This is a genomic window from Ructibacterium sp. SJQ-7, assembly GCF_054696575.1.
Genome location: NZ_CP195193.1, coordinates 1462118 through 1483636, shown reverse-complemented (window position 1 = coordinate 1483636; position 21519 = coordinate 1462118). Strand labels below are relative to the sequence as shown.

General features: G+C 40.1%; 18 protein-coding genes. 14 read left to right on the top strand and 4 right to left on the bottom strand.

Annotation, left to right across the window (positions count from 1 at the left end):
• Nucleotides 1-7: 7 nt before the first annotated feature.
• The 13 genes from ACSAMO_RS06810 to metG all read left to right on the top strand — a co-directional run bounded on the left by ACSAMO_RS06810 (nucleotide 8) and on the right by metG (nucleotide 14041).
• A complete protein-coding gene (locus ACSAMO_RS06810) occupies nucleotides 8-1009 on the top strand; it encodes a rod shape-determining protein (RefSeq protein ID WP_118446562.1) in 1002 nt (333 codons plus the stop codon).
• A 31-nt stretch (nucleotides 1010-1040) separates the two neighbouring features.
• A complete protein-coding gene (mreC, locus tag ACSAMO_RS06805; RefSeq protein ID WP_022230936.1) occupies nucleotides 1041-1865 on the top strand; it encodes a rod shape-determining protein MreC in 825 nt (274 codons plus the stop codon).
• A 13-nt stretch (nucleotides 1866-1878) separates the two neighbouring features.
• On the top strand, nucleotides 1879-2379 hold the full coding sequence (locus ACSAMO_RS06800) for a hypothetical protein (RefSeq protein ID WP_022230937.1): 501 nt from the start codon (nucleotides 1879-1881) through the stop codon (nucleotides 2377-2379).
• A 15-nt stretch (nucleotides 2380-2394) separates the two neighbouring features.
• Nucleotides 2395-4500, top strand: coding sequence for a penicillin-binding transpeptidase domain-containing protein (locus ACSAMO_RS06795; protein WP_022230938.1), 2106 nt, complete (start codon nucleotides 2395-2397; stop codon nucleotides 4498-4500).
• Nucleotides 4501-4518: 18 nt separating this feature from the next.
• Nucleotides 4519-5283, top strand: a complete 765-nt coding sequence (locus ACSAMO_RS06790; protein WP_412294001.1) for a septum site-determining protein MinC — start codon at nucleotides 4519-4521, stop codon at nucleotides 5281-5283.
• 89 nt (nucleotides 5284-5372) lie between these two features.
• Entirely contained in the window at nucleotides 5373-6164 is a 792-nt protein-coding gene (gene minD / locus ACSAMO_RS06785) for a septum site-determining protein MinD (RefSeq protein ID WP_308455870.1), read from the top strand.
• Nucleotides 6165-6185: 21 nt separating this feature from the next.
• On the top strand, nucleotides 6186-6590 hold the full coding sequence (locus tag ACSAMO_RS06780) for a methylglyoxal synthase (RefSeq protein WP_022230941.1): 405 nt from the start codon (nucleotides 6186-6188) through the stop codon (nucleotides 6588-6590).
• Between the two features lie 352 nt (nucleotides 6591-6942).
• Nucleotides 6943-8094: a DUF362 domain-containing protein gene (locus ACSAMO_RS06775; RefSeq protein WP_308455871.1), complete on the top strand. Its 1152-nt coding sequence runs from the start codon at nucleotides 6943-6945 to the stop codon at nucleotides 8092-8094.
• Nucleotides 8095-8107: 13 nt separating this feature from the next.
• Nucleotides 8108-8599, top strand: a complete 492-nt coding sequence (locus ACSAMO_RS06770; RefSeq protein ID WP_022230943.1) for a tRNA (cytidine(34)-2'-O)-methyltransferase — start codon at nucleotides 8108-8110, stop codon at nucleotides 8597-8599.
• Nucleotides 8600-8776: 177 nt separating this feature from the next.
• The gene (locus ACSAMO_RS06765; protein WP_308455872.1) at nucleotides 8777-9643 is read left to right on the top strand and encodes a DegV family protein; all 867 of its coding nucleotides are present in this window, start codon (nucleotides 8777-8779) and stop codon (nucleotides 9641-9643) included.
• Between the two features lie 38 nt (nucleotides 9644-9681).
• Nucleotides 9682-10896, top strand: a complete 1215-nt coding sequence (locus ACSAMO_RS06760; RefSeq protein WP_412613527.1) for a cofactor-independent phosphoglycerate mutase — start codon at nucleotides 9682-9684, stop codon at nucleotides 10894-10896.
• A 36-nt stretch (nucleotides 10897-10932) separates the two neighbouring features.
• On the top strand, nucleotides 10933-12120 hold the full coding sequence (gene ytvI, locus ACSAMO_RS06755) for a sporulation integral membrane protein YtvI (protein WP_499208995.1): 1188 nt from the start codon (nucleotides 10933-10935) through the stop codon (nucleotides 12118-12120).
• Complete coding sequence (gene metG, locus ACSAMO_RS06750) at nucleotides 12113-14041, top strand: methionine--tRNA ligase (RefSeq protein WP_022230947.1); 1929 nt, start codon at nucleotides 12113-12115, stop codon at nucleotides 14039-14041. Before ytvI ends, metG begins: the two co-directional genes overlap by 8 nt.
• A 383-nt stretch (nucleotides 14042-14424) precedes the next feature.
• On the opposite strand, the gene ilvC is transcribed toward metG, so the two are convergent.
• The 4 genes from ilvC to ACSAMO_RS06730 form a co-directional block, all read right to left on the bottom strand.
• Nucleotides 14425-15465 carry a ketol-acid reductoisomerase gene (gene ilvC / locus ACSAMO_RS06745; RefSeq protein WP_022230948.1) on the bottom strand — a complete coding sequence of 347 codons (1041 nt, stop codon included), beginning with the start codon at nucleotides 15463-15465 and terminating at the stop codon, nucleotides 14425-14427.
• A 40-nt stretch (nucleotides 15466-15505) separates the two neighbouring features.
• Nucleotides 15506-16006, bottom strand: a complete 501-nt coding sequence (gene ilvN, locus ACSAMO_RS06740; protein WP_499208994.1) for an acetolactate synthase small subunit — start codon at nucleotides 16004-16006, stop codon at nucleotides 15506-15508.
• A 1-nt stretch (nucleotide 16007) separates the two neighbouring features.
• Nucleotides 16008-17678, bottom strand: coding sequence for a biosynthetic-type acetolactate synthase large subunit (gene ilvB, locus ACSAMO_RS06735; RefSeq protein WP_337870561.1), 1671 nt, complete (start codon nucleotides 17676-17678; stop codon nucleotides 16008-16010).
• Nucleotides 17679-18063: 385 nt separating this feature from the next.
• Entirely contained in the window at nucleotides 18064-20202 is a 2139-nt protein-coding gene (locus ACSAMO_RS06730; protein ID WP_499208993.1) for a glycoside hydrolase family 3 N-terminal domain-containing protein, read from the bottom strand.
• A 122-nt stretch (nucleotides 20203-20324) separates the two neighbouring features.
• On the opposite strand from ACSAMO_RS06730, the gene ACSAMO_RS06725 reads away from it, so the two are divergent.
• Nucleotides 20325-21335 (top strand): nucleoid-associated protein, encoded by a 1011-nt coding sequence (locus ACSAMO_RS06725; protein ID WP_499208992.1) that lies wholly within the window; start codon nucleotides 20325-20327, stop codon nucleotides 21333-21335.
• Nucleotides 21336-21519: the final 184 nt, after the last annotated feature.

Below are 21519 nucleotides of genomic sequence, written 5' to 3'. Positions count from 1 at the left end.
AACGAAAATGGGGATATTTTCAAAAGATATAGGAATTGACCTTGGTACAGCAAACACACTTGTGTATGTAAAGGGCAAGGGAATAGTAGTAAGAGAGCCGTCTGTTGTGGCGATTGACAAGTACGAAGGTAAGGTGCTTGCGGTCGGTAATGCGGCAAATGAGATGATAGGCAGAACGCCTGAAAACATTGTTGCGGTACGTCCGATGAAAGACGGTGTTATTGCGGATTTTGACATAACTCAAGCTATGATAAGAGCGTTTATAAAAGAGGCTGACGTGAGCAACGTATTTAAGCCGAGAGTTGTTGTTTGCATACCGTCGGGCATAACGGAAGTTGAAAGACGTGCAGTTGAAGAGGCGGTTATTCAAGCAGGCGCAAAGGCAGTTGCACTTATCGAAGAACCTATGGCGGCTGCTATGGGTGCCGGACTTCCTGTGAATGATGCAACAGGTAATATGGTTGTCGACATCGGCGGCGGTACAACCGAAGTTGCGGTTATTTCGCTGGGCGGTATCGTTTCGTCAAGATCAATCAGAATTGCGGGAAATGCTTTGGATAGTGCTATTATCAATTATTTGAAGAAAGAAAATCAAATCAATATAGGTGACAAAATGGCTGAAGATATAAAGGTAGCCATTGCGTCTGCATATGAAGATGACGAAGAAGGCGTTTACGAAGTAAGAGGTCGTGACGTTGCGACAGGCTTGCCGAAAACGGCACAAATCAAGGAAAGCGAAATCAGAGCCGCTATAAGCGAGAATGTGGACGAAATGATTGAAGCTATAAAGCTGACATTGGAAAACACGCCTCCGGAACTTGCGGCAGACGTTATGGAACGCGGAATAGTGCTTACAGGCGGCGGTGCGTTGATTAAAGGTCTTGACAAACTTATCACCGAAACCACAAAAATTCCTACACATGTTGCCGAATATCCGCTTGACTGTGTTGCAATAGGAACAGGCAAGGCTCTTGATAATATAAAAGAACTTATCGAATCATCAAAATAATTTTGGATTGTATAACGGAAGGTTAGAAAATATGTCATCATTTTTTAAAAGAAAAGGCGTGATTGCGGCGGCGATTATAACCGCCGTAGTGCTTGTATGTGCCGCTATTGCTCATTTCGGCGGTACAAATCCCGTATCCAAAGTGCTTAGAACTGTATTTTCACCGTTTCAGAACGGTTTTTCGTATATAGTGAACAAGGTTACGGATACGACTGATTTTATTCGTGAAATGAACGGCTACAAGGAAGAAAACGCAAGACTTGTGGGCGAAATTAATGAGCTGAAAAAACAAAATAAAGATGTTGCAAATTACAGAGAAGAAAACGAACGTTTAAAAGAAACGCTTGAACTTCAAAACAGTCTTGAAAATTATTCAACCGTTGCCGCGTCTGTTATTGCGTATTCGTCAAATAACTGGTACGACACAATACAGATAAGCAAAGGCTCGCTTGCAGGTGTGGCTGTCGGAAACGCGGTTATAACGCCTGACGGAGTAGTAGGAAAAGTTGTTGAAACAGGTCCTACATGGTCGATTGTTTCGACAATATTGAATCCCGATAACGCAATGGGCGTAAAGGTTTCAAGAACAAGCGATGTTGCGGTTGTAGAAGGCGACAGTGAATTGTACAGCCAAAACTACTGTAAAATGACGTTTATTGACAAAGGCTCAAACCTTATAATAGGCGATATTCTTGAAACGTCAGGTTCAGGCGGAATTTATCCGGCAGGACTTTCTGTCGGCGTAATTCGTGAGATAAATTCGGACGCTATGGGTAATTTGAATTATGCAACAGTAGAACCGCTTGTTGATTTCAACAAGCTTTATGAAGTGCTTGTTATAAACGGAACATATTGATTGGAGAGAAAAAGTGAGAAATTTTAAGATTTTTCTGTGGATTTTTGTGATTTTTCTTGTTCAGACGGTAGTGCTTTCACCTATCCATATATTCGGTGCGGTACCGTCTGCGGTATTGGCGTTTGTGATGTGTGTGGCAATTCTTGAAAATGAATTTCGCACTGCTGTTATAATAAGCGGAATATGTGCCGTTGTTATGGGCGCAATCGGAGGAAGAAATTTTACGGAGATTACGTTGTTTTATGCGTACAGTTCGATAATCGTATTTGCGGCAAGAAAACGTCCGAGATATGTCGGTAATTTTCCGAAAACGATTGTATGGACCTTTATTATGTCGGCAATACTTGAAATATTGTTGTTCGTCATAAGAGAAATGACGCTTGATGTGTCGGTAATTTTCAGTGATGCATTGCCGACGGCGGTATTTAATACGGTTATTGCAGTTATATTGTATCCGATACTAAAAAAGACATTGTATAAAGAAGAAAAGAAGAAAAAGCTTTTGATAGCTTAAGGAGAATGTATATAAATGCCAAACAGTAAAGCGAGATTTATTATATTAAAAATAGTCATAGCTGTTATGTTTGCGGCGGTGATATGGAAGCTTTTTGATTTACAGGTATTAAAGGGCGAACAGTATTATGAAATCGCTAATGACAGAATGACTACCAATATAGTCGAAAAAGCACCGCGAGGTGAAATTCTTGACAGATACGGAACAACTCTTGTATCCAACAAAGTCGGTTATTCTGTTGTTATGCAGAAAACCGATGTTAAAGACGAAGAATTTAACGATATTATAAAAAAACTTGTGGATATATTTTATTCGACTCAATGTGAATATTATGACGATTTACCAATTTCATTCGCACCGTATCAGTTTAAGTTTGAGGACGAAAACGAGGACGGCTCCGTGGAGGACGAACGTGAAGCGTGGTTTAAGAATAATTCACATCTTGGCAAGGGTATAGAAGAAAATATGTCTGCCGACCAAATAATGCAGGCATACAAGGAAATATATAAAGTCAGCGATGTTTACAGCGAGGACGAGCAAAGACGTATCGTGGGTATCCGATACGCTGCGGAGGCGAGCGGTTTGTCGCAGACAACATTGTTTACAGTTGCGGACGATATATCCGTCGATGCGGTAACACAGATAAAGGAACGTCAGGACGAATTTAAAGGCATAGCCGTTATAAACGACTATATCCGTCAATATGACGCTCCCGGACTTGCAACGCATATTTTAGGTCGTACAGGTAAAATCAATGCCGAAGAATACGAGGCAAACAAAGATTTGGGTTACGGCTATAATGACATTATCGGTAAACAGGGCATTGAAAAGTGGGGCGAACAGTATTTAAGAGGTATTGACGGCACTACAGGTACAACTAAGGAAGTAAACGGTAAAGAGATTACCGTTATGAACGATGCAGAGCCTGTTCCGGGCGATTATATCGTGCTTACATTGGATTCGGATTTGCAGAAAGTGGCGGAAAAATCGCTTGCAGATACAATACAAAATATTCGTGCGTCAAGCGGTGTGAAAGCAAAGGACGGTGCAGACTGTGACGCAGGTTCTGTTGCTGTCATTGATGTAAAGACAGGCGATTTGCTTGCAGGTGCATCGTATCCGACATACGATATGTCGAAGTTTAACGAGGATTATGAAACTTTGATTAATAATGACGCAAAGCCTATGTGGAACAGGCTTGTAAGCGGACTTTACAGCCCGGGTTCGACATTTAAACCTTTGACGGCGATTGCGGCACTTGAAACGGGTAATTTGAATGTAAACGAAATTATCGAGGACGAGGGTATTTATAAATTCTATGCCGACTATCAGCCGACTTGCTGGATTTGGGGCGAATATAAATTGACTCACGGTAAGCAAAACGTCAGTGCGGCACTTGAAAATTCGTGTAACTATTTCTTCTATGAAGTCGGTAGACGTATGGGAATAAATAAACTTGATGAGTATGCAAAGAAGTTCGGTCTTGGTGAAAAGACGGGTATCGAGCTTGACGAAGAAGTGGCAGGTCATATGGCAAGCCCCGAATATAAAAAAGAGGTAGTTGCAAGTGCTACCGATCGGGAATGGTTTGGCGGTGACACTCTTCAAGCGGCAATCGGTCAGTCATACAGTTTGTTTACACCTATTCAGCTTGCAAACTATGCTGCAACAATCGCAAACGGCGGTACAAGATATAAAGTAAATCTTATAAAAAGCGTTCGTTCATCGGTTGACGGTGGTGTTGTAAAAGAATTTAATCCGGAAGTTGTCGAAAAAGTCGATATGGACGATGAAGTTATCAATGCCGTAAAACAAGGTATGAAACGAGTTGTTGACGAAGGTAGTGCGAGTGAAATTTTCGCGAATTACGGTATAGCGGTCGGCGGTAAAACAGGTACGGCACAGGTCGGAAACGGTTCAAATAACGCTGTGTTTATTGCTTTTGCACCGTTTGACGATCCGCAAATCGCGGTATCGGTTGTGCTTGAACACGGTGTTCGTGGTACAAATGCCGCGCAGGTAGCAAAAGATATTTTTGATAAATATTTCAATCTTGACAGTGCAGACACAACCGCAGAGCCTACAACCGCAACAGATGTGCAAGGCGGATTATTGAGATAGTTTATAATATGGGGAGGTTTGATTAAATTGGAAAAAGAGCTTATAAAGCTGAAAGGTACGGCTGACGGGGTAAAGATATATCTTGACAGTGAATGTGAATTTTCTAAGTTGATGAACTCCCTGTATGAAAAAATAAGACAGTTCAGAAAGTTTTTCGGCGGCGGACGTTGTAATATATACGTTGTCGGCAGGGACCTTTCAACGAGTGATAAAATGCGTCTTGACGCGGTTATTACGGCTATGTTGCCGGAATGTGAGATAAATTACGGTGAAAGAAAAGTGATAAAAGCCGAAGATTCGTTTGAAGAAACTCTTGAATTGCCTAAGGAACTTCTTCAGGAAAATACTGAAGAAATACATAATGAGAGTGAAGAAGTCCGCGAAATTGCTGAGGAAGAAACGGAGCTTGAGGAGATAAAGGAAGTCGTAACGACTAATTTTAAAAGCAGTCGTGCGAGGTTTTACGAAGGCGTTGTAAAGAAAGGCAAAACAGTTTTTGCGGATGGACACCTTACCCTTTTCGGTGACGTTGAGGAGGGCGGAATGATAACGGCGGTCGGTAATGTTATCGTTATCGGAAGTATAAAAGGCAGCGTTGAGGCAGGGTGTATGGGTAATGACAATGCCTATATATTTGCGCTTGACTTTAAGCCGACAGACGTAAGAATTTCAAAAACTCACTGCAATTTTGATGAATTTGATACGCCGAATACCGAAAATCCTAAAAAGGCATATTTAATAAATAATCAAATTTGTGTAGATGATTTTTTGGTAAAAATATAGACAAAGAGAAAAAAATGTGATATAATTACGCAGAAAAGAGTTTTGGGTAATTTTACTACGCATAAATTCATATTGAAAGGATAAGGAAAATGGGAAAAATCATCATAGTTGCATCCGGAAAAGGCGGTACGGGAAAGACAACTGTAACTGCAAATATAGGTGCGGCATTGGCTATGAGGGGTAATCTTGTTGCACTTGTCGATATGGATATGGGTTGTCGAAATCTGGATATTACACTCGGGCTTGAAAGCAGTATCGTTTACGATATATTTGACGTAATCGAAGAAAATTGTGACTTGGACGAGGCTTTGATTAAGGATACAAGATATGAAAACTTGTATTTTATACCCGCTCCGCAAACGCGTGACACTTCATCTGTCGAAGATGAGGCGGTAAAGGGGATATGGGAAAAACTTTCTTCAAGGTTTGATTATTGCCTTGTAGACGCTCCGGCAGGAATTGACGGCGGTTTTTTATATGCGGCTATGGGTGCGGACAGTGCCATATTGGTCACAATGCCAGAAGTTACGGCACTTCGTGACGGTGACAGAGCAATATCCGTACTTGAAGATATGGGTGTGGAAGATGTCAAGGTTGTCATTAATCGCGTAAGATCGGATATGATTGATAAGGGAATAATGATGAATATGGACGATTGCGTAGATATGTTGGGCGTACCTGTGCTTGGAATTGTTCCCGATGACGAGGAACTTATGGTTGCCGCTCTTAAAGGCACTTTGGCGGTTTCGGCTGAAAATTCAAGGGCAGGACAAGCATTTTTAAATATTGCCGCAAGACTTATGGGCGAAGAAGTGCCTATTATGGAATTTGATGAAAAGGAAAGCTTTTTTGATAAGGTTAAAAAGCTTTTCGGAAAATAGAGTGAATGAGGAGGTATTTTCGTGAACATCGCTTTAATAGCACATGATAAGAAAAAAGAATTAATGGTACAGTTTTGTATTGCTTACTCGGGTATTCTGTCAAAACATTCTCTGTATGCAACCGGCACAACAGGTAAGATGATTATTGAAAATACCGGTCTTAATGTATATAGATTTTTGTCAGGACCGCAGGGCGGCGATCAGCAAATCGGTGCGAGAATTGCATATAATGAAATTGACTTGGTGCTTTTCTTCCGTGATCCGCTTAACGCCGAAGGGTATGAGCCTGACGTATTTTCGCTTCTGAGACTTTGCGATATGCACAATATCCCGATTGCAACGAACTGTGCAACGGCAGAAGTGCTTATTCACGGTCTTGAACGCGGTGACCTTGATTGGCGTGATATTGTCAATCCAAAAAACTAAAAAAGCTGATATTGAAAAAAGGTGATTTTTGCAAATCACCTTTTTTTATACCAAAAATACACCGTTTAAAAGTTACATCAAAGTAACGTATTTTCGATATGTGAAAATAATACTCTGCTTTTGACTTTATGTCAAGTCTTTTTTTACTTTAAAGGGAGCAAACTGTCTATAAAACGAAAAAAGATATAATTTAATGGAGTGTGCCGTATTTTAGCAAAATATATATGCAATAAAATGGCACTATGCCTATAAAAATTACTGTTTTACGGTTGAAATATTACTCGGAATATTGTATAATGATAGAATAGGCAGAGGTTTACAACATTTAGAAACCTAAGAGAGGAATTAAAGAATGAATAATAAAGTTTCCGTCGTAAAATGTGACAGATATTCCGAAGTGCAAAATGCCGTAGAAAATGCGGTGTCTTTAATCGGTGGAATTGGGAAGTTTGTGAAAAAGGGTGATAATGTTGTTATAAAGCCCAACCTTGTTTCCAAGAAAAAGCCTGAGGAGGCGGTTACGACAAATCCCGAATTTCTTCACGCGGTTATAGTGATGGTCGAAAAAGCCGGCGGAAACGTGACGATTGCCGAAAGTCCCGGCGGTCCGTATAACACTACGGCTTTAAAGGGCGTTTATTCAGTCTGCGGTGTGGATAAGGCTGTCGAGGGAACAAACGCAAAATTGAATTTTGATACAAGTTTTACGGAAGTGCATTTCCCTGAGGGAAAGACCGTAAAGAAAATTCCGATAATAAATCCGATTTTGAATGCAGATGTTATAATTTCACTGCCGAAACTGAAAACTCACGCAATGACGAGTTATACAGGTGCCGTTAAAAATCTTTTCGGCACAATTCCCGGAACATATAAAGCGGAACTGCATTTCAGATTGAATGAGAGAAAGTCATTCTGTTCAATGCTTGTGGATTTGCACGAATGTGTAAAACCGACATTGTCCATTATGGACGCTGTTTGGGGTATGGAGGGCAACGGTCCGACGGCAGGTCAGAACAGACATATAGGACTTGTTATGGCATCAGAAAATGCACACGCGCTTGACTTGGCGTCATGTTATTTGATTGATTATGCACCGAATGAAGTTGATACGGTGCGTGAGGCGATTGAACGCGGACTTGTGTGTGACAGTGCGGAAAAAATTGATATAGCGGGCGAAGATATTAAACCGCTTGTTATGAAGGATTATTTAAAGCCTGAAAGCCATTTTAATTTGATTAAATTGATTTCACTTCCGGACGCACTTAATGCACGACTTATAAATGCACTTGCGTCAAAGCCGGCAATGGATTACGATATATGCGTAGGTTGCGGAGAATGTGCAAGATGTTGTCCGCCGAAAGCGATTGATATGTCAACGGGTAAACCTGTTATTGACACGAAAAGGTGTATAAAATGTTTTTGCTGTCAAGAACTTTGCCCCAAAAAAGCGGTAAAGATAAAACGACCGCTGTTAAATAGATTTATGATTAAATTTCTAAAGTAAAGGATATGATTTTTTGTTTAATGTAGTTCTTGTTGAACCGAGAATACCGCAGAATACAGGCAACATTGCCCGTACTTGTGCGGCGACAGGGTGTAGACTTCATATTGTACGTCCGACGGCTTTTCAGATTACCGATAAAAATTTGAAAAGAGCGGGTTTGGATTATTGGCATTTGCTGAATGTATGCTATTACGATAATTTGGCGGACTTTTTTGAAAAAACAGAGGGTGCAAGATATTTTTATGCAACAACAAAAGCACCTCATACATATGTTGAGGCTGAATTTAAGGATAACGATTATATATTGTTCGGTCGTGAGGATGCAGGACTTCCCGAAGAACTTTTGTACGAACACGAAGAACGTTGTATAAGAATACCTATGATAGAAGAGGCGAGAAGTCTTAATCTTTCAAATTCCGTTGCGATTGTTGTATACGAGGCACTTCGTCAGCAAGGGTTTGATAATTTAAAGGATTTAGGACAGCTGACTCAATTCCATTGGTAATTAGACTTGATTAAATTGCCAACAGCACCATTTTTTGCTTAGGGCGGTAACCGTACAGCACCGTGAGCTGCAAAACGGCACTGTGAACAATTTTCTCTGCGTCTAAAGCTTTTAATCAAGAGAATAAAAAACAATTTTAAATTTTATTTATACCGAATTTATATGAGAGGAGCAAATATGGCAGATATAAAAATAATAGTGGATTCCGGTTCGGACATTCCGCAGGATATAGCCGACAAATATAATATAGGCGTTATATCATTTTTAAGTATTTTCGGCACTGAACAATATGTTCAGAGAACTGAAATAACAAATGAGCAATTTTTTGATAAACTCGAGGAGTACGACGGTATTCCGACTACTTCACAGACACCGTTCGGTGATATGCTTGACTACTTTAAACAGCAGTGTGAGGAGCATGAGAGCGTAATATATTTTGCACTTTCATCAGCCGCAAGCGGTCAGTACCAAACAGCAAATCTTGTTAAGAGTGAGATTGAAGAAGAAAATCCGAATGCGGATTTTCACATTGTCGATACGCAGAAGTTTTCTCTGTACATTGCACAAACCGCCGTTCATGCGGCGCAAATGGCTAAGGACGGCAAAAGCGTTGACGAGATTATAACGGAATGTGAAAAGTACATAAAAACATGGAGATGTTACCTTTTGGTTGATACGTTAAAATATCTTGAAAAAGGCGGCAGACTTTCAAAAGCAGCCGCATTTGTCGGCACAATGCTTGACATCAAGCCAATACTTACAATAGAACACGGACTTGTTGAAAGTTTAGACAAGCTGAGAGGTAAGAAAAAGCTGCTTGATAAATTGATTGCAAAAATTCAAGATGATTCTGATTTTGACGCGGAAAATCCTAAGTTCTTAATCGTTCAGTCGGACGAGGATAAGGGACAGGAGGTTTGTGAAAAACTTCGCGATGAATACGGCGAAGATTGTATAGAAATGTATGGTGAATTCGGTCCGCTTATCGGTACTCACGTCGGACGTGGGGCAATAGCAATATTGGTGAAAATCGTGACTGAATAAACTTTAAACATAAAGATAAAATGAAAGGAAGATAAAAAATGAAGTATGTAGTAATACTTGGCGACGGTATGGCAGATTATCCCGTTGACGCATTTGACGGTAAAACAATTTTAGAGGTGGCTGATAAGCCTACAATCGACTATATGGCACAGCATGGCGAGATGGGTATGGTTAAGACTGTTCAAGACGGTATGAAACCGGGCAGTGACGTAGCCAATCTATCTGTTATGGGTTATGATACAAAGAAATGTTACAGCGGTCGTTCACCGCTTGAGGCGGCGTCAATCGGCGTTCCGCTAAAGGATAATGACGTTACATTCAGATGTAACCTTGTAACTCTTTCTGACGAAGAAAATTACGAGGATAAGACAATGCTTGATTATAGTGCAGGCGAAATCACAACAGAAGAGGCTGCTGAGCTTATCAAGGCTGTCGCAAAAGAGCTTGATACTGATATGATTAAGTTCTATCCGGGTATCAGCTACCGTCATCTTACAGTTTGGGAGGGCGGTTCGACTAATGTTGAATTAACACCTCCTCACGACATTTCAGACAAGAAGATAACAGACCATCTTCCAAAGGGTGACGGTGCGGATACACTTCTTGAAATGATGAAAAAAAGTGAAAAGATTTTAAGAGAACATCCTGTAAACAAAAAGCGTGTTGCAGAGGGCAAAAATCCTGCAACATCAATATGGGTATGGGGCGAGGGTACAAAACCTCAGCTTGATAATTTTGAAGAAAAGTTCGGTCTAAAGGGCAGTGTTATTTCCGCTGTTGACCTTATCAAAGGTATTGCAAAATGTGCCGGAATGAATTCGATTGACGTTGAAGGTGCGACAGGTAACTGTGACACAAACTGGGAAGGTAAGGCACAAGCCGCACTTGACGCAATTTTAAACGGCAGTGACTTCGTTTATGTTCACATGGAAGCTCCTGACGAAATGGGACACCAAGGTGCACCTGAAAAGAAGAAATTTGCGGTTGAAACGATAGATAAAAAGGTTGTCAAGTTCCTAAAGGACGAGCTTGAAAAGAGAGGCATTGATTACAGAATGATGATTCTTCCCGACCATCCGACTCCGATTAAGCTAAAGACGCACGTTTCGGACCCTGTTCCGTACATCATCTATGACAGCACCAACGAAACGGATAAAAATGCTAATCTTACATATACTGAAGAAAACGGTAAAAAGACAGGTATTTATATCGAAGAAGGATATACTTTGATGAATAGATTTCTTGGAAAATAATGATACATTCTCGTGATTTGCGAAGGGAATGATTTTATGAAACTGAAAAAAAATTGGGTAAAAATTGTACTGTTTGTATTGGGTGTTGTGATATTGGCTGTGGCGGCATATATATGTCTGCCTAAAATATTGCAGCTGTTAGGTTTTCTTGTTAAGTTGTTTTTGCCGTTTTTGCTCGGCTATCTGTTCTCAATGGCGGTAAATCCGCTTGCGGATACATTACAGAAACGGCTGAAAATACCTCGAGGACTGTCTGCGGTGCTTGTAATAGTACTGATAGTCGGAATTTTTGGTGGTGTTCTCACATTTGCAATATGGAAAATTGTTGATGAAGGACGAATGTTATATACGCAGTTTCCGACTATTTACGAAAATATTCAAAACAGTACAAAGGCACTAGGCGAAAAATGGTCTGTTGTGTATATGAATTTGCCGAGCAACATTCAACAGGCGATTACTTCGGCAGGTGAGACGGTTTCAAGCAAAGCCGCTGAATTTATCAATATAAAGTCAACGCCTATGGTTGATTATGCGGGCAATTTTGCAAAGGCTTTGCCGAGCGTGTTTATAGGTATAGTCGTTTTTATCTTGTCATCGTATTTTATGGTTTCGGAAAACAAAACCGTTATGTCGACTGTGCAAGGTGTGTTCAGTCCTAAATTTGTGGATAGGCTGAATCTTATAAAGACGGAATTGAAAAAGTATCTCGGCGGTTATATTAAAGCGCAGGGAATACTTATGTGTATTGCGTTTGCGATTATGTTTATCGGACTGAGTATACTTGATATTGAGTATGCACTTCTTATTGCGTTAGGTATTGCGTTCTTGGACGCATTGCCATTCTTCGGCAGCGGTCTTGTTTTGTGGCCGTGGTCGCTTATTTCGTTTTTGAACGGCAATATTAAACTCGGAGTTGGTCTGATTGTTATATATGCCGCAGTTGCGCTTATGCGACATTTTACCGAACCGAAACTTGTAAGCTCAAGAATAGGTATGAATCCGATATTGACGCTTATGTCTATGTATATCGGTTACAGAACGCTTAGTATCGGCGGTATGATTTTAGGCCCGATAATACTTATGCTGATAATCAGTTTTTATAAAGCGGGTGTGTTTGACGCACCGATAAGACTTTTAAAGAGAATAGGCAGATTTATAAAAGAACAGTGCCTATTGTTCAAAGATTTTGTTATTAATTTAATGGGGAGTGACTGGAATGAGTAAAGAAAAGTTTTATATTACTACTGCCATTGCGTACACTTCAAAGAAACCTCATATAGGTAATACATATGAGATAGTTCTTACGGACGCAATAGCACGTTTTAACAGATTTATAGGTAAGGATGTATTTTTCCTTACAGGTACTGACGAACACGGTCAGAAGATACAGGAAATCGCTGAAAATGAGGGTATAACACCGAAACAGCACGTTGATAAGATTGCGGGACAAATTAAGGATATTGCCGATATGCTTAATATCAGCTATGATAAATTTATCCGTACAACCGACGATTATCACGTTAAGGCTGTTCAGCAGATTTTTAAAAAGCTTTATGATCAAGGTGATATTTATAAGAGTGAATATGAAGGTTGGTACTGTACACCTTGTGAATCATTCTGGACTGAAACACAGCTTGTAGACGGTAAGTGTCCTGATTGCGGCAGAGAAGTTAAAAAGGCTAAGGAAGAGGCCTATTTCTTCAAGATGAGCAAGTATCAGAACAAGCTTATGGAATACATCGAGTCACACCCTGAATTTATTCAACCTGAATCACGTAAGAATGAGATGGTTAATAACTTCCTAAAGCCGGGATTGCAGGATTTGTGCGTGTCAAGAACGAGCTTTACATGGGGTATTCCTGTTGAGTTTGACCCTGGACATATCGTGTACGTGTGGATTGACGCACTTTCAAACTATATTACGGCCCTTGGCTATACACCGGAAGAAAAGGGCGAATTGTATAATAAGTATTGGCCTGCAGATGTGCATATTATCGGTAAGGACATTCTTCGTTTCCATACAATTTATTGGCCGATTATGCTTATGGCATTGGGCGAACCGCTTCCGAAACAGGTGTTCGGACATCCTTGGATGCTCGTCGGTGATGAAAAGATGAGTAAGTCAAGAGGTAACGTAATTTATGCGGAGGACCTTGTAAAGCATTTCGGCGTTGACGCGGTAAGATATTATTCACTTCACGAAATGCCTTTCGCACAAGACGGTACAATCACTTATGAAGTGTTTATCAGCCGATTTAACAGTGACCTTGCAAATACACTTGGCAATCTTGTAAACAGAACTGTTGCAATGATTAATAAGTATTTTGACGGTGAAATTCAGAGCGGTGACGTACACGGTGATTTTGATGATGATTTGAAAGCTGTTGCAACAGGTGCGATTGATAAGATTATTAAGAAGATGAATACACTTCACGTTGCGGATAGTATGGACGAAATTTGGAAAGTTGTTGACAGAGCGAATAAGTATATTGACGAAACAACTCCATGGGTGCTTGCAAAGAATGAAGACGATAAGCCGAGATTGGGTACAGTGCTTTATAATCTTGTTGAAACAATCAGAATTATTGCGGCATTGTTAAGTTCGTATATGCCTGAAACATCAAAGAAAATCGCCGAACAAATCGGTGCAGATGATTTGAGCTTTGAAAGTACAAAGACATTCGGTGAAACAAAGGCGGGTACAAAAGTAGGCGAGGCTGTTCCGCTGTTCCAAAGAATTGACGCAGAAAAGAAACTTGCCGAACTTGAAGAAGAATTCGGTCAGCCGGAAGAAGAAAAGATTGAAATTGCACCGTATAAAGATTATATCGAGTTTGAAGAATTTGAAAAACTTGATATTCGTGTCGGTAAGGTACTTGAATGCGAAAAAGTGCCAAAGTCATCAAAGCTTCTTAGATTTACTTTGCAAGTCGGAAGTGAAACAAGACAAATTCTTTCAGGTATTGCAAAGTTCCATAAGCCTGAAGAATTAATCGGTAAAAATGTGTTGTTTGTTGCAAACTTGAAACCGAGAAAGATGATGGGACTTGAATCTTGCGGTATGATTTTGTCAGCCGAATTTGAAGATAAGCTTACTGTTTTGACTACTCTTAATGATATTCAAAGCGGTGCTGAAATCGTATAATTGAATAATGTAAAAGACGTCAAAGTATTACTTTGACGGCTTTTTGTGTTGCGTTTGATGTTTCGTAGTGGCGACCATTAGTCGCCATTAAATGTGCCACCCATCAGTCGACTGCGTCGCTAGCTCCCCTCTATGGTGCCAAACAAGCCTCTCCTTGAGGAGAGGTGTCACGAAGTGACGGAGTGGTGGCAAGAAAAGCATAAAAAATATCGGTGTTGTAGTGGCGACCAGTGGTTGTTCTTAAAATAAACAGATAGTACCACCCCTCAGTCGACTGCGTCGCCAGCTCCCCTCGATGGGAGCCTTATGAGCCGTGACGGAGTGGTGGCAAAAATGCAACAAAAAAGACTTCACTTTCGTGAAGTCTTTTTAAATACGTCAAATTAGTTATTGATAAGCTTATCGTCTTCGCTGTTCCAGCTATAAAGCTTACGGATTTCTTCACCGACTTGTTCAAGTTGGTGTTCTCCTGCAATCTTTCTCATAGCCTTGAAGTGAACTTGACGACCTGCAGGTGACATATCAAGTAGGAATTCCTTAGCGAATGAACCGTCTTGAATATCAGAAAGAACTTTCTTCATAGCCTTCTTTGTTTCAGCAGTAACAATCTTAGGACCTGTTACATAGTCACCGTATTCAGCAGTATTAGAAATTGAGTATCTCATACCCTTGAAACCGCTTTGGTAAATAAGGTCAACGATAAGTTTCATTTCGTGGATACACTCAAAGTAAGCGTTTCTTGGGTCATAACCTGCTTCAACAAGTGTTTCAAAACCTGCTTGCATAAGAGCTGTAACACCGCCGCAAAGAACTGCCTGTTCACCGAATAGGTCTGTTTCTGTTTCTGTTCTGAATGTTGTTTCAAGAACACCGGCTCTTGCACCACCGATACCCAAAGCGTAAGCAAGTGCTAAATCCTGTGCCTTACCTGTTGCGTCTTGTTCAACAGCGATTAGACAAGGAACACCCTTACCTTCAAGATATTCTGAACGTACTGTGTGACCAGGACCCTTAGGAGCGATCATTGTAACGTCAACGTCTGCAGGAGGAACGATTGTTCCGAAGTGAATGTTGAAACCGTGAGCAAACATAAGCATATTGCCCGGTTCAAGATTTGGTTCGATTTCGTTCTTGTACAAGTCAGCTTGCTTTTCATCGTTGATAAGAATCATGATGATGTCAGCCTTCTTTGCAGCCTCTGCTGATGTATATACTTTCAAGCCTTGCTTTTCAGCCTTGCTCCATGACTTACTACCTTCATAAAGACCGATGATTACATCGCAGCCAGAGTCCTTTAGGTTTAGTGCGTGAGCGTGACCTTGTGAACCGTAGCCGATAATTGCGATAGTCTTGCCCTTTAGTAGTCCAAGATTACAATCGCTTTCATAAAATACTTTTGCTTCATGGTCTAATGTTTTTGCCATTTTGATTACCTCTTTCTTAAATATGTATTATAAATAATAATTATTTATCTAGTTTTAATGTGTTTGCCCCGCGTTCAAGAGCAGTCATACCGGTACGGGCGATTTCTTCAATTCCGTACGGCTCTACAAGGTCGATAAATGCGTTAAGCTTTGTATTATGACCTGTCAATTCGATAGTCAAAGTGTTAGGTGAAATATCAACTATCTTTGCTCTGAATACGTTTGTAATTTCGATAACTTCACTTCTTGTCTTAGGTGTAACCTTAACTTTTACAAGTGAAAATCCTCTCTTTACGATTTCGCTGTCACGAAGTGTCTTAATTTTGATAACTTCCATAATCTTTGAAAGCTGTTTTGACACTTGTTCGACAATTTGTGCATCGCCGTTCACTTCAATAGTGATACGAGATACTTGCGGGTCTTGGGTAGTACCCACTGAAAGTGAATGAATGTTAAATCCACGTCTTGAAAACAAGCCTACAACTCTTGAAAGTACACCCGGATTGTTTTCGACAAGGACTGATAATGTATATCTTTCCATATTACTTATCCTCCTTTTTCGGAAGAGTAGCCTCATTAAGAGCATCACCGGTAGGTTCAAAAGGATTTACGTTTACGATAAGAAGATATGAACCGTCATGTGCCATCATCTTATCTATCGCCTCTGAAACCTCACTGTTTTCGTTAGCTACGCCGCTCTCAAAGCCGTATGCCTTTGCAAGCATTGCAAAATCAGGTTTTCCTTCTATTTCAACAGCCTGATAATTTGATTTATAAAGAAGATACTGATGTTCGTGTACCATACCAAGACGGTGGTTTTGGAACAATACCATTTTAACAGGAATATCCCATTGAGCCATAGTACCCATTTCCGGTAAATCCATTTGGAAACTGCCGTCACCCATTACCGCGATAACAGGCTTTGAGCCGTTTGCGGCAACAGACGCACCGATTGCGGCAGGAAGTCCGTAACCCATTGTACCAAATCCGCCTGAAGTCAAAAGTGAACGTGGTGTTTTAAAGTTGAAGTTATTGGCACACCAAATCTGGTTTTGACCGACTTCGGTTGAAAGGTATACATCTGAATTTGTCTTTTCCGAAAGTACGTTTAAGAAATACTTCGGATTTACAAATCCGTTATCCTCACATACCGGTTTATGTGTAAATCTTTGACGTAGTTCGTCAGCTTCGTCAATCCACTCTTTGCTTGTCTTGTAACCTGAAATTTGCGATGTAAGCTGTTCAAGAACATCTTTAATATCACCGACAACAGGAATATAAGGCTGAGTGTTTTTGCCGATTTCGGCAGGGTCAAGATCAATATGTATAAGCTTGTTGCCTTCCTCAAGTCCCTTGACATTTGCAACAGTTCTGTCACCAAGTCTTGAACCCATTACGATTACAAGGTCTGCACGATTGAAAAGAAGATTAGCTCTCTTAACACCGTGTGAACCGATCATACCGTAGTATCTCGGATTGTCCGACGGAAGAATACCTATACCCATCATTGTTGAAACAACAGGAATATCTGTTTCTTTTACAAATTTTCTGAATTCATTTGTAGCATCGGATATAACGACACCGCCACCGGCAAGTATAACCGGCTTTTTAGCACCTTTGATTGCCTCGGCAACCTTCTTAACCTGTGATTCGTTAGCTTTGCCCATTAACTTGTAGCCACGGATATTAACGTCCTCATCTTCGTCCGGATAATCAAATTCCTTTTTTAGAAGATCCATAGGGAAGTCGATAAGTACAGGACCCGGACGGCCTGTGTTTGCAATATGAAATGCCTCATTTACAACACGCGGAATGTCAAGTCCGTCTTTTATAAGGTAGCTGTGCTTTGTAAAAGGCAACGTAGCACCTGTAATGTCAACTTCTTGGAAAGCGTCTTTACCGATTAGCTTTGTAGCAACCTGACCTGTAAGTGCAACCATCGGAATAGAATCCATATATGCGGTTGCGATACCTGTTATAAGGTTTGTAGCACCCGGACCTGAAGTTGCGGTACAGACACCTGCCTGTTTCGTAACTCTTGCGTAGCCGGAAGCCATATGAGCCGCACCCTGCTCATTACGAGTAAGGATATGCTTTATGGAAGAAAAGGACAGCTTATCTATAATAGGACAGTTAGCCGCACCCGGATAACCGAATACAACCTTAACGCCGTTCTTTTCAAGTGTTTTAACAACCATTTCAGCACCGGTCATTCTCAAAAAAATTCCCCCTTTGAAATTTAATGTAATAAATATTGGCACACCGATTTTCTGTGCCGAAAAAAACCACCATATTTGATTTGTCTTGTGGAAAATCGAATTTTCTAAAAGCTAATGCTTTTTTGAAAAGATGGTGCTGTTTTGTCCGTCATTTTATGACGGAATATGTACAAATATATTATCGTACTATTTTTATTTTATCAGCGAATAAGCTAATTGTCAACTGTTTTTATACAGAATTGTTACTGTTAGATACTTATATTTATGTTAAAACAAATTTTTTGTATATTATTGAATTTTGAGATTAAAATATTCATTATCAGGCGAATTTTATCAAAAAAAATCACTCATAATTTTTATATTATGAGTGATAAAAATTTTAAAATTTTATGTTTTCTTCGACCGATAAAATATCTTTTAAATATTCTTTTGTGTTTCTGCCGACCATAATTTCAAACTTGCCTTTTTCAACGATATATTCCAAATCTCTCGTCACGATTGCAAGGTCTTTTATGTTTAATTTTAGGTTTACCGTTGCTGTTTCGCCTGATTTTATAAATACCTTTTCAAAACCTTTTAATTGTTTTGTCGGTGTGAGGACGGAGCTTATGACGTCGTTGACAAACATAAGTACGGTTTCTTTGCCGTCCATATTGCCTTTGTTTGTAACATCAACCGATACGGTTATTTCTTCCTCATTTTTTATTGTGTTTTGGGATAAGCGTAGGTTTGAATATTCAAATTCGGAGTAGGAAAGACCGTCACCGAATTCGTATACATAGCCTTTTTCCAAATCAACATACTGACCGCCGTGCCAACCCTCGTATTGATTGTAGTAGCAAGGTGTTTGGGAACTGTGACGCGGGAAAGAAATTGTCAATTTACCGCTCGGATTAAATTTACCGCCAATCATTTCCGCAACCGCCAAACCGGCAAAGTCACCGCCGTTAAAGTCCTCGATAATTGCATTGCAGTTTTCTTTTAGGTACGATATGCAAAGCGGTTTGCAGTTTACAAGTACGGCTATTACGGGTTTTTTCGTGTCAATCAGACTTTTGACAAGTTCTGTTTGATAACCCGATAATTCAAGGTCGGCTCTGTCGCGATACTCGCCGTTTTGAGCAAGACAGTCGCCGATTACGCATACAACCACATCAGCCATTTCGGCAATTTTTACCGCGTCATCAATATAATTTTCTTCACCTAAAATGTCACAGCCTTTGCTGTATAAAATATTCTCTTTTCCGAATACTTCCTCCATACCGCAACGTATCGTGTAATAGTCGCCCATAGGTGTAACGTTTTCTTTCGGAACAGGGTGTGAAAAATATGTCCAGTCGCCGTAAATCGCTCTTATGTCGTCCGCATTAGGACCTATAACGGCGATGGTTTTGTTTCCTTTCAGCGGCAGTGTACCGTCATTTTTAAGTAAAACCGCACTTTCCTGTGCAAGTTTGTGGTTAAGTTTTTTGTGTTCATTGCAGTTTATGACGCTTCTGTCAACTGTCTTTTTACCGTCAAAAAGACCTATTCTGAATTTTGCTCTAAGTATTCTTCTTACCGCATCATCAATATATTTTATGTCAATTTCATTGTTCTCTATAAGTTCTGACACGCAATCGTAAAATTCGTGCGTATTCATACTCATATCGTTGCCTGCCTCAATCGACAGTTTGGACGCGTCTTTTAAATTTTCGGCTATGAATTGCTTGGTGACAAGATTTAAGACATTTTCGTAATCGCTCACAACAAATCCGTCAAAACCGATTTCGTCTTTAAGAATTTCTCTTACCATACGCGGATTGGCGTTAAGCGGAACGGAGTCAACGGTGCCGTAAGCGGTCATAACCGAGCCGCAACCGATTTTTGCGGCTTTTTCAAACGGCGGTAGGAATACTTCTCTGATTTTTCTTTCACTGACTTCACTGTCGTATGCGTCACGTCCGCCTGTTGCCTCACCGTATGCAATGTAATGCTTTGCACACGCAATAATCAAATTATCTTCTTCGTATCCCTCAATTATGGCTTTGCCGAGTTCGCCTATAACATAACTGTCCTCACCGAATGTTTCGTTTACGCGTCCCCATCTTAAATCTCTTGCGATACATAAAACGGGGGAGAATGTCCAGTCAAGACCGTCTGCCGCAACTTCTTTGGCAGTAGCTTTGCCCATATCGTGTATTAACTTGCGATTGAAACTTGACGACATTGCAAGCTGTGACGGAAACACTGTCGCACCGTTTAAAAGACAGTGACCGTGAATTGCGTCAATGCCGAATATCGGCGGTATGCCGAGCCGTGTCTTTTCTGCACGTTCTTTTATATCGTCTGCCTCATCACCCAAAACGTGCAGGAATGAGCCGATACCGAGATTTTTGTACTTTTCGTAATCTTCTTTGCTCAACGTGTTGTAGCTGACTTGCAACATTTGACCGACCTTTTCTTCGTTTGTCATTTTAGAGAGTAAATCGTCAATTCTTTCTTCAATATTCAAAGATTTGTCCTTATATTTTTGCATAATTTCACCGCCGTTTCTGTTAGATATTTTTAGTATAAACACTAAAGTTATGTTTGTCAATGTTTACTTTTTTTGAGTGATGTGGTATAATGAATTTTACTTGATTTGAAAGGATTGATAAAATGATAGCATTATTAAAAAGAGCGATTGTACATATACTTGACGCAAATTCGGGTGTGAGTGTGTACTCGGAAGAAGAACTTGATGTTACAGACGCAAGTATAAACAGTTTTATTACAAAGCATATAGAAAAAGTTTTTGAGGACGCAAGTATGCGAAATGCCGAATTTTCGGAAAACAGCGGTTTTAAATATCATTTGGCAGAGTATATAAAGGACGAAAATTATTTTATTACAATGTCGAAATTTATTGCACAACGCGTTTATGAGGGAGTTACTCAATCGGATAAGCCCGATTCGTCCGACCTTATAGTTTGCGACTGTATGATAAATGAACGTCCGTTGCTTGCGGTTTTAAAGTGTGAAAATAAAATAGGGTATACACACCAAGTTTTGCAGGACGACGGTAAAGTGAAAAATCAGATTATAAACCATTATGCGATTTTGCCGACTACTTCACAAAAAATTGCGGAATGTGCGTTTGTTTTTGAAGATGATTTTTCAATTAAATATCTCGGTAAAAAGCGTAAAATAGACGGTGAAACAACCGACCTTATCGCAGATGTTTTGCTTGAATGTATTTATGATATTTCTTCAAGAGAATCCGTAAATGCAGTATGTAAAATTGCGAAAAAGGTTACGGAAGAAAACGGCGGCGATACAATCGAAACACTTTCAAAAATGAAAGAATACATCACCGAAAATATTGAGGAGGGCGAAACGGAATTTATTGATACCGAACAGGTTGCCGATAAAATTTTTGACGGTAAACCGGGTATGAAAAGTGAGTTTATCGACAAAATTGAGAAAGCAAACGTACCTCAAAAGGTTGAAGTGAACAGCTATGTTACAAAGAAATTGGCGTCAAACGTGAAAATTGTAACGGATATCGGTGTTGAAGTTATTTTCCCGGCTGAATATTATCAAAATAATGAGTATATCGAATTTATAAATAACGATGACGGAACTATTTCAATTCAGATTAATAATATCGGGGAAGTAATTAATAAGTAAATACCTTACTTCGTATGGGATAGCCCCCACGACGTCCCAAATGCGAACATTCGTAGGGGTGATCATTGGTCGCCCGAGTGGTTTGTTAGTAGGTGACGGCGTCCCACGACATCCCGCAAAAGCCATCACTCCGACACTTCGTGTCACCTCTCCTCAAGGAGAGGCAAAAAAAGGCTCCCCTTGA

What these genes read in the sequence shown, in the direction of transcription:
- mreC (WP_022230936.1), top strand. Translation starts at nt 1,041, where the DNA reads ATGTCATCATTTTTTAAAAGAAAAGGCGTGATTGCGGCGGCGATTATA.
- ACSAMO_RS06810 (WP_118446562.1), top strand. Translation starts at nt 8, where the DNA reads ATGGGGATATTTTCAAAAGATATAGGAATTGACCTTGGTACAGCAAAC.
- ACSAMO_RS06760 (WP_412613527.1), top strand. Translation starts at nt 9,682, where the DNA reads ATGAAGTATGTAGTAATACTTGGCGACGGTATGGCAGATTATCCCGTT.
- ilvN (WP_499208994.1), bottom strand. Translation starts at nt 16,006, where the DNA reads ATGGAAAGATATACATTATCAGTCCTTGTCGAAAACAATCCGGGTGTA.
- ACSAMO_RS06795 (WP_022230938.1), top strand. Translation starts at nt 2,395, where the DNA reads ATGCCAAACAGTAAAGCGAGATTTATTATATTAAAAATAGTCATAGCT.
- ytvI (WP_499208995.1), top strand. Translation starts at nt 10,933, where the DNA reads ATGAAACTGAAAAAAAATTGGGTAAAAATTGTACTGTTTGTATTGGGT.
- metG (WP_022230947.1), top strand. Translation starts at nt 12,113, where the DNA reads ATGAGTAAAGAAAAGTTTTATATTACTACTGCCATTGCGTACACTTCA.
- ACSAMO_RS06730 (WP_499208993.1), bottom strand. Translation starts at nt 20,202, where the DNA reads ATGCAAAAATATAAGGACAAATCTTTGAATATTGAAGAAAGAATTGAC.
- ACSAMO_RS06725 (WP_499208992.1), top strand. Translation starts at nt 20,325, where the DNA reads ATGATAGCATTATTAAAAAGAGCGATTGTACATATACTTGACGCAAAT.
- ACSAMO_RS06775 (WP_308455871.1), top strand. Translation starts at nt 6,943, where the DNA reads ATGAATAATAAAGTTTCCGTCGTAAAATGTGACAGATATTCCGAAGTG.
- ilvB (WP_337870561.1), bottom strand. Translation starts at nt 17,678, where the DNA reads ATGACCGGTGCTGAAATGGTTGTTAAAACACTTGAAAAGAACGGCGTT.
- minD (WP_308455870.1), top strand. Translation starts at nt 5,373, where the DNA reads ATGGGAAAAATCATCATAGTTGCATCCGGAAAAGGCGGTACGGGAAAG.
- ilvC (WP_022230948.1), bottom strand. Translation starts at nt 15,465, where the DNA reads ATGGCAAAAACATTAGACCATGAAGCAAAAGTATTTTATGAAAGCGAT.
- ACSAMO_RS06765 (WP_308455872.1), top strand. Translation starts at nt 8,777, where the DNA reads ATGGCAGATATAAAAATAATAGTGGATTCCGGTTCGGACATTCCGCAG.